Origin of the sequence: Flavobacterium xanthum, assembly GCF_900142695.1 — a bacterium.
In the GTDB taxonomy this organism is placed as follows: domain Bacteria; phylum Bacteroidota; class Bacteroidia; order Flavobacteriales; family Flavobacteriaceae; genus Flavobacterium; species Flavobacterium xanthum.
In genome coordinates, this window is sequence record NZ_FRBU01000059.1 from 1 (window position 1) to 15,134 (window position 15,134).

General features: G+C 33.6%; 12 protein-coding genes. 10 read left to right on the top strand and 2 right to left on the bottom strand.

Features of this window, described 5'->3' with window-relative positions:
- Positions 1-23: 23 nt before the first annotated feature.
- Positions 24-635 (bottom strand): phage integrase SAM-like domain-containing protein, encoded by a 612-nt coding sequence (locus BUC11_RS15595; RefSeq protein ID WP_073355568.1) that lies wholly within the window; start codon positions 633-635, stop codon positions 24-26.
- A gap of 1,175 nt (positions 636-1,810) precedes the next feature.
- On the opposite strand from BUC11_RS15595, the gene BUC11_RS15600 reads away from it, so the two are divergent.
- The 10 genes from BUC11_RS15600 (at position 1,811) to BUC11_RS17030 (ending at position 14,349) form a co-directional block, all read left to right on the top strand.
- The gene (locus BUC11_RS15600; RefSeq protein WP_084129717.1) at positions 1,811-2,785 is read left to right on the top strand and encodes a FecR family protein; all 975 of its coding nucleotides are present in this window, start codon (positions 1,811-1,813) and stop codon (positions 2,783-2,785) included.
- Positions 2,778-3,386 carry a sigma-70 family RNA polymerase sigma factor gene (locus BUC11_RS15605; RefSeq protein WP_073020608.1) on the top strand — a complete coding sequence of 203 codons (609 nt, stop codon included), beginning with the start codon at positions 2,778-2,780 and terminating at the stop codon, positions 3,384-3,386. Before BUC11_RS15600 ends, BUC11_RS15605 begins: the two co-directional genes overlap by 8 nt.
- Positions 3,387-3,462: 76 nt before the next feature.
- Positions 3,463-6,855 carry a SusC/RagA family TonB-linked outer membrane protein gene (locus BUC11_RS15610; RefSeq protein ID WP_073355581.1) on the top strand — a complete coding sequence of 1,131 codons (3,393 nt, stop codon included), beginning with the start codon at positions 3,463-3,465 and terminating at the stop codon, positions 6,853-6,855.
- Positions 6,856-6,865: 10 nt separating this feature from the next.
- Positions 6,866-8,533, top strand: a complete 1,668-nt coding sequence (locus BUC11_RS15615) for a RagB/SusD family nutrient uptake outer membrane protein (RefSeq protein ID WP_073020606.1) — start codon at positions 6,866-6,868, stop codon at positions 8,531-8,533.
- A 58-nt stretch (positions 8,534-8,591) separates the two neighbouring features.
- A complete protein-coding gene (locus BUC11_RS15620; RefSeq protein ID WP_073020605.1) occupies positions 8,592-9,854 on the top strand; it encodes a YdcF family protein in 1,263 nt (420 codons plus the stop codon).
- Between the two features lie 4 nt (positions 9,855-9,858).
- Positions 9,859-11,937, top strand: coding sequence for a glycoside hydrolase domain-containing protein (locus BUC11_RS15625; RefSeq protein ID WP_073355570.1), 2,079 nt, complete (start codon positions 9,859-9,861; stop codon positions 11,935-11,937).
- An 814-nt stretch (positions 11,938-12,751) separates the two neighbouring features.
- Positions 12,752-13,507: a hypothetical protein gene (locus tag BUC11_RS15640; RefSeq protein ID WP_073355573.1), complete on the top strand. Its 756-nt coding sequence runs from the start codon at positions 12,752-12,754 to the stop codon at positions 13,505-13,507.
- A gap of 1 nt (position 13,508) precedes the next feature.
- Positions 13,509-13,922 carry a DUF5675 family protein gene (locus BUC11_RS15645; protein ID WP_073355575.1) on the top strand — a complete coding sequence of 138 codons (414 nt, stop codon included), beginning with the start codon at positions 13,509-13,511 and terminating at the stop codon, positions 13,920-13,922.
- A gap of 12 nt (positions 13,923-13,934) precedes the next feature.
- Positions 13,935-14,186: a hypothetical protein gene (locus BUC11_RS15650; protein ID WP_073355577.1), complete on the top strand. Its 252-nt coding sequence runs from the start codon at positions 13,935-13,937 to the stop codon at positions 14,184-14,186.
- Complete coding sequence (locus BUC11_RS17030; RefSeq protein ID WP_170857227.1) at positions 14,176-14,349, top strand: hypothetical protein; 174 nt, start codon at positions 14,176-14,178, stop codon at positions 14,347-14,349. Before BUC11_RS15650 ends, BUC11_RS17030 begins: the two co-directional genes overlap by 11 nt.
- A 72-nt stretch (positions 14,350-14,421) precedes the next feature.
- Here BUC11_RS17030 and BUC11_RS15655 read toward each other — a convergent pair whose 3' ends face one another.
- Complete coding sequence (locus BUC11_RS15655; RefSeq protein ID WP_073020565.1) at positions 14,422-14,841, bottom strand: DUF6943 family protein; 420 nt, start codon at positions 14,839-14,841, stop codon at positions 14,422-14,424.
- Positions 14,842-15,134 lie beyond the last annotated feature (293 nt).

Genomic DNA, 15,134 nt, shown 5'->3' on the forward strand with positions numbered 1-15,134 from the left:
TTCTTGTTCTTGACATAATTCTGCTAATTTAAGGTTTTTAATCCTATCTTAAATTCACACAAAAAGTTGTACGTTTTTTGGGGAGCAGCATAGTTGGCGCAATTCCGAACGCTGCGCAAGTAGAATTCATAATCGGTTATAAAAGCATGATTTATTTTGTCGATTTCAATATCGGATATTTTGTATTTCCATTCCAGAAAATCGATGGTGTGTTTCAGAGAGGTTTTGTAACGCTCCAGTGTTCCTGGTGCATATTCTTTGCCTACCAATTCTTTGATTTTGTTGTTGTGGTCTTTGAAGATAGGGATGAGGGTTCTTCGACGTTCTTCGATACCCAGTAATTTGTTTTTTAATGTTTCGGAATTTATAGGAATATCGGTTTTGATTAAGTTTTTCTCAGCATCGTATATTTTGGATTTCAAATATTCAAGATGTCCATTTATTGAACGAGCTTCTTCTGAGGTACCCCTCATTTTTGACATTTCGGTATGCCATTTGGCGGGATCAATAAACTTTCCGGTACTATTATCAATTCGTTTGCCATTGATAGTTATTCTTTGAAAAATAGGAACTAACCCTTGTGCGTTGACTTTGGCTCTTTTTAAGTAAAAGAGGATTAAGATGTTTTCATTCATAGCTGGTGACCTTTAAGTTAATAGAAATTTAAAATTACTATCAACACAAAACAAGATGTACATTTAATGAACTCCCTGCTATTACTGGGTTTGCCATAGGTAGGGGCACAATGTTTTTGAATTTTGCAAGTGCCCCTAATAGTACCCCTTTTAATATAATAAACTATGAATAATTTGGAAGGGGTATAAAAGAAAAAACCCTCTAAATCATAAGATTTAAAGGGTTTTGGTAGGTTATTTGAATTAACCAGCGGAGAAAGAGGGATTTGTATTACCTACTTAATTCGCTTATATATAGCTTGTTATGAAGCTGTTTAAAACTAGGGTCTCGATTTTGCTCCTGTCAATTTTAGTGCAAAAATCATGTAATCTTATCCCAGTAAAAATAATGATTTTGACTGTTTAATCAAAGTGTATTTAATATTTATTTGTCAAAATTTGAACTAATTATTGAATGAATTTTGAACTGGTAAAGTTCAAAATTTGTTAAGGTTAAATAAAGTTACTAGCCAATAATCAAAGGTTCAACCTGTTCCATTTTTAGGATTTTATATTGGTAAATCTATTCTATAATTTAATAATGATGAAAAATTAACAATGTAATTAATAATCGAAATTTAGAATAATACTCTTGTTTTATAGGGGTTAAAACACTGACGAAGCAGTTAAGCAATGTGGTCTTTTTCTATTATTTCAAATTGGACCAAATTTAACTATCTGTAGTTTTATTAATATTTTATAAGTTATTTCGGCGCCATAAATTAGTTCTTGTGCAGCTTTATAGTAATTTTTGTTATTGTGTATTCTTCTCAGTGTACCGATTGCATTCATTTGCAATTTTCCTAATTTGACTAAGGATCGTTTACCTTTTTTTTTTTTGAAATATCAATTATCTTTTTTTTACGGAAAATTACGCCTCCTTTTATCTTACTATTTCTAATTGCCGTATTTCAACCTTAAATCACGGCTTTTCTTATATGTTAATTTTAATAATATCAGACACATGGTTGTTAATTTATTAGCTCCTGTCTTGAACTGAAAGTAGCATTTTATTCTTGTTTTATACCAATTGTCTTAATAGAAAATACAGTTTGTTGTTAATTAATTAACGTTAAGAACTAGTGGTATTTTATACTTTTCGACTCTCATATATAAACGCAAAAACTATCGAGATTATGATTAAACGCAAGGAAAAAAAATGTGTAAGATATTTGGCTAGTGAGATGTCAAAAGCGGACCGATCCCTATTTGAAATCGAATTGTCTTTAGATGATAATCTAAAATCAATTTATGAAGATTATAAAATGATATGGGTTTGTTACCCAACAACTAAAGAAACTATTATTACTCCTTCGTTTAAGGAAATTGAAGGAACATTTATAAATCATCATACTCTAAAAAATAATAGATTCAATTTTAGAAAACCACTTTTATACGCCTTTGCTTCGCTTTCCCTCTGTTTTTTAGGTTTATTTTTTTATTTAAATACTCCGCAGTCAATGGTGCTTAGTAATCAAAGAGTTGCAGAAAGAGGGCATCGCTTAAGTTTTACATTACCAGATAATAGTGTAGTGACTCTAAATTCCGGAGGTAGCGTAAAATATGCAGATAATTTTAAGGACCAAAGGGACATTTGGCTAATTGGAGAAGCTTTTTTTAAAGTTACAAAAAATGTTAATTCTCCTTTTACTGTTCACACAGTTGATCTTGATGTACAGGTTTTGGGAACTGAATTTAGTGTTAATAGCGAAACTATAAATAAAACAATTTCTTTAAAACAAGGGAAGGTTAAAGTATCTCTAAAAGAAAATAATGATGAAATCTATTTAATGCCCAGTGAAGAATTAATATTCAACACAAAAACAAAAACCGTACTAAAAAGACGTTTCGATATTGAAAAAACGATGGACTGGAAAGATAATATTTTATTGCTTAAAGATGAAAAACTTCAAGATGCCAAAGAAAAAATTGAACGCTTTTATGGGGTAAACTTTATCGTAAAAAATAATGAAATTGCTAATCTCAGAATTACGGGTTCTTTTAAAGATCAAAATATAAATGAATTTATCAGTTCATTAGAATTTATTACCAATTGCAAAATAATTCAAAGTAAGCCTAATTATTATTTAATAACGAAGTCTGATGAATAGTAAGTCAAGAAAATTGTATAATGAATCCCTTTCGGATGACTATTTGTTCCAGCAAATTAGGGATGATCATTACGAGTCCATGGAGTTGTTTTTTAAAAGATATTACGAAAAATTGTGTCGCTTTGGTTTGGCCTACGAAACAAATTTATGTGTAGTAGAAGAGAAAGTAGCTGACATTTTTATTGAATTATGGAAAAACAGAAAATCGCTGGATAAAATTACTAACCCAAAATCTTATATATATGTAATAGCAAAAAACAGATTAATAAAAGTCGACAAATTCGAGTATTTGCAACAACCGCTAAATGAAAACCAATTTGGGAATACGATGAATTTTCCAAGCCGAGAGGAAGAAATTATCGATGCTGAAAAAAAAGAAATTAATAGCATATTGATAAGTGCTATTTTAAAACATGTCTCAAAGAAATCCCGTCAAGTTTTTGAACTCAGTAGAATAGATGGTTTAAAATACAAGGAGATTGCAGAAGTTTTAAATATCAGTTCTAAAACTGTTGAAAATCATATTGCTTTGGCTATCAGGCAAATTAGTGAAGCTTTACTGCTGCCTAAAATAAAAAAAATTATCAATAAACATAATTAATTTTCACCTTTTCCAACATGTTTTGTTGGTTCTGCATTGTCAAAAAAAAATAACAAAAAAAACACGAAATAAAATAATGAAAAATAAAATTCTATTCCTAGCTTTTATTATTATTCAGGGAAGTGTATGCACTATTCATTCAAAAACACTTAACAAATCGGAATCCTTAGATACTGCTGAACAACTTGAATTGATCACTTTAAATTTAAAAGAGGTAACCATCAAACAAGTTTTTATCGCAATTGAAAAACAAATCGATAGCAAGTTTATTTATAGATCAGATCAATCCTTTTTACAGAATAAAATTTCGTTAACTATAATTAATCAAGATTTAAATCAGGTATTAAATGTAGTAAGTGCCAAAGCAAATCTAGATTTTAAGATCACCAAAAATGGAGTTTTGGTTAAAGAATTGTTAGTTTTGAGAAATAATAGTTCTCAAGAAAAAAGAAGAATATCAGGAACTGTTTTAGACGGGACCAATCTTCCAATTCCTGGAGCCTCTGTTGCGATTTCGGGAACTACTTATCAAACTATTACTGATTTTGAAGGTAGATTTGCATTAGATATACCTGCGGACAGCAAAATTCTGACGGTCACTTATGTAGGTTTTGAGAATAGGACTGTAAATATTGAAAATAAAAGCATTTTTAATATTGTATTGATGGAATCAGCCTCTCAATTAGATGAAATTGTAGTAACAGGTTACGGTACTGAAAAAAGAAGAAATATAACGGCTTCCATTTCTTCTGTAAAGATGAAAGAGATTAATTCACAACCAAAGTCTAATGTTGTGGAGATGTTAGAAGGTCGATTAGCCGGGGTTCAAATTATGAGCGATAATAGCCCTGGAGGAGGAACTTCTATACGTGTTCGTGGATTTAGTACCATTAATAATAACGATCCCTTAGTGGTTGTTGATGGAGTGCCAGTTTCCAATGGATTAAACGGAATCAATCCAGCAGATATTGAATCTCTTCAAGTTTTAAAAGATGCCGCATCGGCCTCCATTTATGGGTCACGTGCTGCAAATGGCGTTGTTCTAATAACTACAAAAAAAGGCGGTAAAGACGGAAAAACGCAAATGCAATTTGACGGATATTCAGGAATGCAAGCGGCATTCAATTTACCTAATATGTTAAGCGCACAACAGTATGGCGACTTGTTATGGCAAGCAACTAAAAACGATGGCAAAGTACCTTCAAATGGTATTTATGGGAATGATCCAAATCAAGCTACTATTCCTAATTTTATCAATCAAACAAATACTATAAAAAGTGGAGACGTAAACTGGATAAAAGAAATTATGCATCCAGCGGCTGTTCATTCATATAATTTGTCAGTTTCTAAAGGAGATGATAAAGCACAAAATTCGTTTTCGCTAGGTTATTTCAATCAAGATGGAATTATAAAACATACCAATTTTGAGCGTTTTTCCGTACGATTCAATTCTAGTTATAAAATAAAAGATTGGTTAACGATAGGAGAAAATTTTACAAGTGCCTACACCACTCAGGTTGCCGCAGGAACGAACAGCTCTTTGGGTAGTATTGTTTATGATGCAATGCAGTTCCCATCTATTGTGCCTGTTTATGATATAAATGGCAATTTTGCAGGAAATCCTATAAATGATATTTCAAATCCATTAGGTAGATTAACACGAGCTAAAGATAATAAGCAAAAAAGAATTCAAGCATTGGGTAATGTTTTTGCTAGAGTTTCAGTAGGTGATTTTACATATAATACATCTTTAGGTTTAGATTTTCAAAGCTATAATTATAGAGGTTTTTCACCCGTTTTTGACGAGATTTTATCGCGGAATGTTAAAAATGAATTGACAACTAACAATAGTTTTAATTATCAGCTTACCATTTCAAATACAATAAATTATAAAAAACAACTTACTAACCATAATATTGATGCCCTCCTAGGTCAAGAAGCTATAAAATATTATTATGAAGGATTTGGAGCTTCACGACAAAATTTTCTATATAGTGATTTGAATTTTAGGTATCTAACGTATGGAACCGAAAATCAATTGAACTCAGGAACAGCTGAGCAATGGGCACTGAATTCTTATTTTGGAAGAGTAAATTATAATTTTGGACAGAAATATTTGGTTACAGCAACGGTACGACGAGATGGAACTTCAAGGTTAGTAAATAATAAATGGGGGACTTTTCCATCGGTTTCAGGGGGTTGGAGAATAGACAAAGAAAACTTTTTTAAGGTAGGGACCACTATAAGTTCTTTTTTATTAAGAGGGAGTTGGGGACAAACTGGAAACCAGCAATTGCCTTCCTATTCTACAGTAGATAGTTATACAAATAATAATAGTTATTCTAATTATGCTATTAACGGTAGCCAAAATGTAGTTGCTACAGGATTGACTCAAACCCGCGTTGCCAATTCTAATTTGGCATGGGAAACCACAACACAAAAAACCTTTGGTGTAGATTTGGGATTTTTTAATGACAAATTAAATGTTACAGCAGAAGTTTACGATAAAGTTACAAATGATATCCTAGTTTACAATGTTGTTCCACTTACTTATGGTGGAACAAATGATGGGCAATGGGTCAATGATGGACAAATGACAAACCGCGGTTATGAGTTAAACGTAAATTTTAAAGATAAAATAAATGAATTTAGTTACGATGTAGCGTTGAATTTAGCAGGAAATAATAATAACCTTTCCGCTTTATCAAGTGCCCCTTATTTAGGAATACCAACTTCCTCGTTGCATACTGTAAATTTTGGTCAAGAGGTGTCCAGAAGTGCTGTGGGACAACCTATAGGTTCCTTTTATGGTTTTGTGACGGATGGATTATTTAGAAGTAATCAAGAAGTTACAGATTATGGTTTACAACCAAATGCAAAGCCAGGAGATTTGAAATTCAAAGATATTAATGGAGATGGAATAATTAATACGTTAGACCGAACATTTATTGGTTCGCCACATCCTGTTGTAATGTTAGGTTTTAATGTTAATCTAAAGTACAAGCAATTTGATCTAGGAATGTTTTTCAATGGAAATTTTGGAAATGACATTTATAACCTGACAAAGTATAAAACACAGTTTTTTAATCAGGCGGCTTATAATAAAGATGCAGCATTATTAGGAGCTTGGACAGTGGATAATCCCACTTCAAATATTCCAAGATTATCCTTAGACGATACTAATAATAATATTCGTCCATCCTCTTATTATGTCGAAGATGGATCTTACTTCAAGTTAAATAATTTACAATTAGGATATACGTTCAAACCAGAAGTAGTTTCAGGAATGAAATTGCGATTTTACGGGCAAGCCAGTAACGTGTTCACAATCACTAAATATAGCGGAATGACACCACAAATAGGATTGCAAAGTTACTCATCAAGCAATAGAAACCTTGATATAGGTATTGATAGAGGACTTTATCCCCCTTCAAGAACATTTATTGTAGGCTTTAATTTAAACTTTTAATTTTTTCAAAATGATACAAATAAAAAACATAATGAACGCGGCATTGCTAATTGGTTTATCCCTGCAGTTGAGTTCTTGCTCTAATGATTTCTTAGAAGAAGAGACTTATGGTGAAGTAAAACCTTCTGAAATGACACAAGCGGCAAATGTTGAGCGTGCCATTATCTCGGCTTACAGTGTTTTGAACGGACAAATAGATGGTGCATCGAATGCATTTAATTCTCCTGATTCCAATTGGAGTTTTGGCGATGTGACTTCGGATGATTGCTATAAAGGAGGCGGAGGAACAGGTGATCAAAATAATATACACCAAATGGAAATCTTCAATGCAAATTCAACCACTATCGACATCGTACGAAAATGGATGGCCTTATATGAAGGAGTTAAGCGAAGTAATGAGGCGATGCGTTTATTGAATGCTTCTACAGATTTTGATCCCGCTTTAAAATTAAAGCGTGCTGCTGAGTTGCGATTTTTAAGGGGTCATTATTATTTCGAATTGAAAAAAATCTACAATCGTATTCCTTATATTGACGAAACTGCTAATACAGTTGCTGATTATGCAAAATCAAATACTATTTTTACTTCAGAGGAACTTTGGGGAAAAATCGAAGATGATTTTAAATTAGCCTATACTGATCTTCCTGAAATTCAAACGGATAAAGGCCGACCTACAAAAATCGCAGCTAAGGCTTATCTAGTTAAATGTTATGTGTTTGAAAAAAAATGGCAGTTAGCTTATGATGCTTCAACTGAAATTATGAGCAGCTCTTATGGTTTATTAAGTGATTTTCAACAAGTGTTTTTACCTGAAAATGACAATAATAAAGAGATTATTTTTGCAGTGCAACATTCTATAAATGATGGACAAGCGAGCAGTTATAATGGAAGTATTGGGGATCGATTAACAGCACCAGGCGGACCTTTTTATGCTCAATATGGTTTTCATAGACCCTCTAAAAATTTAGTAAATGCGTTTAAGACAAATAGTGTCGGTTTACCTCAAGAGGATAATATAGATGTTCTAAATAGCGATAAAGTAGATCCCCGATTAGATATTACAGTGGGACGTCCTGGAATTCCTTATAAAGATTTAGGTGTTCTTTATTCAACGACTTGGGCAAGAGATTTAGCCACCTATGGAGAGTTCGCTCCTAAAAAGAGGATAGTTTCGGCAAAATCGCCTTTTTATGTAACGGTTTGGCCGTATGTTAATGCCTTGAATTACTATATCATTCGGTATGCAGAGGTAATTTTATGGCGAGCTGAAGCTTCAGTAGAAATTAATAAATTGGAAGAGGCAAGAGCATTAGTTAACCAAATTAGACAACGTGCTTCTAATTCTACTTATGTAAAAACACTGGATGGAACCGCAAATGCTGGCAATTATAATATTAGCACTTACACATTGCCTTGGACAAATTCAATAGAAGCCACAGCAGCAGTTCATACTGAAACCAGATTAGAATTGGCTATGGAAGGGCACCGTTTCTTTAATTTAGTGCGATGGGGAGAAGTTGATTCAGTTATGAAGACATACCTTGCTGTAGAAAAAACAAGAAGAACACATTTAACGAATGCTTTTTTTACAAAAGGGAAAAACGAATATTTTCCAATACCTCAAAGCTATATTGATGGATTTGCTCCTGGGATAATTACTCAAAATAGCGGTTATTAATATTTAAAATAAAAAGGGCAATCGTGATATTGCCCTTTTCCTATTTACAAAGAAAGACATGAAAAGAATACTAATTATACTGTTGACTTTTATGATTATGAGTCTTCAGGCGCAAAAAGGGAAGGGATTCACTTTAGGTTTTACATCAGCTCATTCAAATGCTGTAGTTCAAGACAAAAACTTTTATCTTTTGACTGCCATCCAAAAAAATGAGGCAGTTCGCAGATTATTAGAAAATGATTTAATTTTAAAATCCATTTATGAAAAACAACAAAAAGAAATTGAGGGACAGGTAATTGTTTTTAAAGATAGTTTGAAAAGTTTAATCTCCAGTTACCAATTCAAAGAAGGAGTTTTAAAAAACATCTCTAAAAGATTAGAGGTATTAATACATGAAAATCAGTTTTTTCAAGATTTTGTAAACGATAATTTGCGTACCTCTGGAGCCTATGAAAATTTCAAGAATGAATCGGACGCTCAATTATTAATAAAGGCGTGGGAACTTTGTGCTACAGGAATGAATCAAATTTCTAGTGTGTATGGGGCAGGTGAAGCGCCGCAGTATGCTGTAATTGATTCCGTTTCCTATGACGTTAAATCCAATTTTTATAAAGGAGCTGTTGTAATGTGGAGTGACTTTTTACAACATGCAAAGCAAAAAGAAAGTCGTTTGTTTTTTCAGCCAGCATTAGATTTTTCTTTAGCGTTGTTGTATATGAATCATAGAGATGAAGCGGCTCGTTATGAGCCATTAGCTGAAAATGAAAATAAAAAAGCAATTGCTCATTTAAAAAATATTAATTTTGATACTTATGCGTATTCTTCGATTTTAGTTTTAGGAAATGGACCCGAAAATTATCAAGACCGGCTTTCGGCGGTAGGAAAATTAAACTTACAATTGGGAGTATTAGAATATCAATCAAAAAAAGCACCGATATTGATTGTTTCGGGAGGACATGCACACCCTTTTCGAACTTCTTTTTGTGAAGCCATTGAAATGAAAAAGGAACTGATGGAAATGTATAAGATTCCAGAAGAAAATATTTTAATTGATCCACATGCAAGGCATACGACAACAAATTTACGTAATGCCACTCGTCTTTTGGTTCTCAATCAAGTGTCTATTACTAAACCTATTTTAGTGGTTACCAATAGTAGTCATAGCAGTTATTTAGGAAATAAAATCTTTGCAGCAAGATGCATGTCTGAGTTTGGATATCTTCCAGCAATACAATTAAAAAGACTTTCTGACACCACCATTGAATTTTTGCCCAAAATCGAATCATTACACCAGAATCCCATCGACCCTTTAGATCCTTAAATTTATGAAAAAAGTAATCCTTATTGTAATTATCCTATTTGCAATTGGTAATCAATCAGTAAACGCCCAAAAAGAGAAACGCAGTCTTTCTCCATGGTATAACGATAAAGTAAATGTTTTTCTTGGAACTTCAGGTGATCATGGACAGATGTCACCAGCTGCCTCTTCGCCTTTTAACATGATGAGTATTGGACCACAAACGTATCCTCATCTTCATGCGGGGTATGAGTATTTAGCAAAGGAGTTTATTGGATTTACGCATACAAGAATTGAAGGAGTGGGATGTGTTGGTACAGGCGGAAATATTTTGGTTAAACCAATTCTTACTGCTGATATTGCTACACCATTAGTAAAAAAAACAGAAAAGGCTTTTCCTGGAATTTACAGTGTTGCTTTTGAAAACGGTGTAAAGGCTGAGATGAGTGTAAAACATAATTTTGGGATTCATCAATATACTTTTCCATCTTCAGGAGCAGGATTATATATCGATTTATCGTATGCTTTTGATAATCGATTTGTAGCAGAAAAGCATCAAATTTCAGGAAAAATGATTAGTGGTTGGGTTGATACACAGACAACTTGTAACAAAGGAATTTATCGTATTTATTTTGCGCTTGAAATCGCAAATATGGAGCATATTAAATCTATAGAGGAGCATAAACTTTTAGTGTCAGGAAAGAAGGACGCAAGAGAAATGAATGTTCGCGTAGGATTCTCCTCTGTGAGTGAGGATTATGCTAAGGCAAAAATAGAATCTCTTGCTGCAGGAGAATTGTCCAAGGAAACAGCGGTGCAATGGAATCGTCTATTAAGTAGAATCAAAGTGGAAGGAGAGAAAGATCGGGAAGATTTATTTTACTCTCTTTTATACCGTGGTTTACAAGCTCCTTTTTTAATATCAGAACCTGATGGGAAATATGCCGCAATTGATGGCACAATACAAAAGTCAAAAGATTTTATATATAATGGTTGGGCTATTTGGGATAATTATAGGGAACAATTACCTATGTTATCATTGGCCTACCCCGAAAAATACCGCTTTATCTTAAGATCGATTGCTAATTTATATTTGCACGGAAAGAATAATTGGGCTACAAAACACGAGCCTTCTCCCACGGTTAGAACAGAACATGCGATCGTAGTTTTATTAGATGGGTATAGAAAAGGTTATTTCATAGACTTTAATCCGATAAAAGATTCATTGATTGCTGAGGTAGATCGATTGGATTATAGTTCACCGGATAAAGCACTAGAATCTTCATACGACAATTGGGCATTATCAGAAATTCTGAAAATTACTAACGATACGTTGTTGAGTAAAAAGTACTTAAATAAAGCGTTAGAATACAAACAGTATTGGAAAAAAGATTTTGCTGATTTAAGTAAAAAAGATATTGATATTATGCCAGCTAGAGGCATGTATCAAGGAACGGTTTGGCAATACCGTTGGTTTGTACCATTTGATGTAAAAGGATTAAAAGTATTGACTGGAGGCGAGGATAGTTTTGTAACACAGTTAAATCAATTTTTCGATGGCGATAATTATAATCATGCCAATCAGCCTGATTTACAAGTTCCCGGGATGTACAATGCGAGTTCTCAACCATGGAAATCACAAAAATTGTATCGCAATCTTTTATTAGATATTGTCATTCAAAGTTATTTTAATGACAACAGTAAAGGAATCGATTCCTACATAGGCCGAATTTATAAAAACGAACCACAAGCGTATGTCCGAACGATGGATGATGATTCAGGAACCATGTCTTCTTGGTTTGTGATGCGCAGTATTGGTTTATCTGCCGCAAACGTTGGAGATCCTATTTATTATTTGACTGCTCCAATATTTAAAACAGTCACTTTTCAATGGGAAAATAAAAAATTTTTTACCATAGAAGTCAAGAACTATAACAAAGATAACTTCTACATAAAATCTGCTAATTTGAATGGAAAAGTTTTGGAAAGAAACTGGTTAACACAAGGTGAAATCCAAGCAGGAGGTTTGCTAATTCTTGAAACTTCGACGGAGCCAAATAAACAATGGGGAATCAAAAATCAATGGATTTCTACTGTAAAAGAATGATTTTATTTCAATGTATTAATTTGATATCAGGAAGTTGTGGTCGAGGTAAGTATTAAAAATGCAAAATATTTTAGAAAGATTAAATTAAGGCTACGGACAGTTGTGAAATCGTACTAGATTGCTGTAATCAGTCTTCAACTATAATTGTAAATAAATAAACGACATTATCGCTAGTAGTACCTGACACCGTATATACGAGTTATAAATATTGTAAATACAATTAATAATTAGACTTTTATAAACAATTATGAATGTTATAAAAATGAACTTTACTCTTTTACTGAATATAGAAGTTTTTTTTATCCAATAATTAGTGGTTCAACCTGTTCTATTTTTAGGCTTGTATATTGGCAAAACTCTTCTATCGATACAAGCTCATTTTGGAGCTTATTGCGTTCCTTTCTGATGTTTTGTAACAGTCTAATACTTTGGCGATAACTCTTTCCGGTAATGCGTTGTATATCCTTGGGGTAAATACACAATCTTTTATATTCTGTTTTCATACTCTATCTATAGCTTTGATTGGGCTTTGACTTACTTGAAACTCCTGTAATCCAATTTGTTTGACTCCATAAAATTAGTGAAAAATCTCTTTTGTTCAGAAGGGACAATTGTTGTGGTTTTTTGGGTGATGGGAAGAGACATTTGTGTTGTTTCCTGCCATTTATACCTAAAAATGACATTTGGAATAGGGGAGTGTTTTTTATGCTATTTAATTGGCTAAAATTTGTTTTAAAATCCATCGGAATTGTTGCAACGGAAAGTGGATTTAAAGAATATTTAAAACAAATTATAAACTTAAATTTTAGAAATTATGGCAAGACAGAAAGGCATAATTAAATTGAAAGGTACTATCGGTGATATTACTTTTTACAAAACCCAAGATGGACATTTAGCGCGCGAAAAAGGAGGTATCGATGCCAGCAGAATCAAAAGTGATCCTGCGTTTCAAAGAACACGTGAGAATGGTTCTGAATTTGGAAGAGCAGGAAAAGCGGGGAAGATTTTGAGAACGGCTTTGAGAGCCTTACTTTTGAATTCTGCTGATGGCAGAATGGTCAGTCGGTTGACTCAAGCAATGATAAAAGTGATCCAAGCAGATACTGTTAGTGTGAGAGGGTTGAGAAATGTGATTGACGGGGAAGCCGAATTACTTGTTGGTTTTGAATTTAATATTAGAGGAAAATTGGGCACAAGTTTATTTGCTCCTTATGTTGCTGGTATTGACCGAGTAACTGGAGACATTACTATTGATATAGCTCCTTTCATTCCTGCTAATATGATTGCAGCTCCAGGAGGAACCACTCATTTTAAAATTATTTCGGCTGGCTCTGAAATCGATTTTGAGGGGGAGACTTTCGTTTCCACAAATTCCGAAACTACGATTCTTCCGTGGGATTTAACACCGACAGTCGCTATTACACAAGCAAATCCAGTTACTCCCAATAGTACAAGACCCTTGTTTTTGGCTTTAGGTGTTGAGTTTTACCAACAGGTGAATGGACAGATGTATCCATTAAAAAACGGGTCCTATAACCCGTTAGCATTGGTTAGCGTGAGCGGTTTGTAAAATGGTTTTGGTATTAAACAGAATTTATTTTCCTGAAGGAACGCAAGGGAGCCTAGAATGGAACGGCGCACTAGTTTGTTATACCATCGAATTGCCTTGGTTAGGAAATCAAAGACGAATTTCTTGTATTCCCGAGGGAGAATATGTTTTGAAAAAGCGATACAGTAAAAAATTCGGATGGCACTTGCATGTGATATATGTTTCGGGACGAGATTTGATCTTAATCCATCCTGCAAATAATGCTAAAAAAGAATTATTAGGATGTATTGCTCCTGTTACCAAACACACTGGAATAGGGAAGGGCAGTTCTTCCCGAATAGCATTGAAAAAGTTAAAAGCGCTAGTTTACGCTGCTTTGGAATGCAATATTGTCGTTAAAATAAGTATTCAATCTGCCTGCAGCGCGCAGGTTTAAAAAAATAATACTATGAAATTAGTTGAAAGAGCAAAATCGCCCACTCCTAAGTTTTTTAGGATTTTGCGAACCATTGGACTAGCCTTGTTGGCCATCAGCGGAAGTGTGATTGCAGCACCGGTTGTTTTGCCAGTGGCTGTTGTTAGTATGGCTGGATATCTAGCCGTGGCTGGGGGAGTGTTATCCGCTGTAAGTCAACTCACTGTTGGCGATGTCCTTACTTCCCATCAAAAGACCGTAAATCGAGCTCGTGATGGAGGCTAATATTTCCCTTCGAGCAGGAACCGCATCAGGAACTTTGCTGAGTATTATGCCCAACATCCTTTCTGAAGATATTAAAAAAACAATTATTTTAGCGGTTGTTGGAGCAGTTGTAAGTTTTATAGTTTCACTGCTTCTAAAACGATTAACAAAAAATAAAAAATAAATTCAGTTTTCGTGTGGTAACCTTTGCTGAATTTTTAAGAAAGCCTGATCGCAAGATTAGGCTTTTTTTTGTTTAGTGGCAGTACCTAAATAAAATGCATTTTTTTAATTCATTTATCAGTTTGATATTTGTCTCCAAATGTTGTTTTTGCTGCTCCAATTCTTTAATGGCATGGATGTCTTTTTTGTGTTGCTCGAAATCGCTTAGCATTTTAGTTACTTTGTGGTCAAATTCGGTTTGGAAGCATTTAATTCTAATAAAAGGAATAACGGAACCTATTAGGTGCTGGTGCCAAAATCTCATTTGCCAAAGGCTATAAGCCAGCCAGTACATCATTTCGGCATCTTCTTCGGATGAAAAAATAATTACATAACTATTTGTAAATGGCTCTTTTTGGGGCTTACCGCTGTTGATTCCTTTGTTCAGAATAAAGATTTGGTTTCCCAAGTAAATGGTGTCTTTTTGATGTGTTTTAACGATAAAATTTGGCATACTTTCGGATTTTAGAGTAGGTGCCTCACTAAGCTCGGCCCCTAAATATTTTTAAAAGAAAAAGAAAAAAAAGAAAGTCGTCTCAGAAGTGGAGGTTTCAAAAGAAGTCCAGTTTTTTTGAAAAAATACTACCCCAGACTGCTGGTAATGCGAAAGTGTATCGGTATATCTAAATAGGAATTGAAACTGTAAGGGTTATATGCTGCTCCCCAAAAAACGTACAACTTTTTGTGTGAATTTAAGATAGGATTAAAAACCTTAAATTAGCAGAATTATGTCAAGAACAAGAAGAG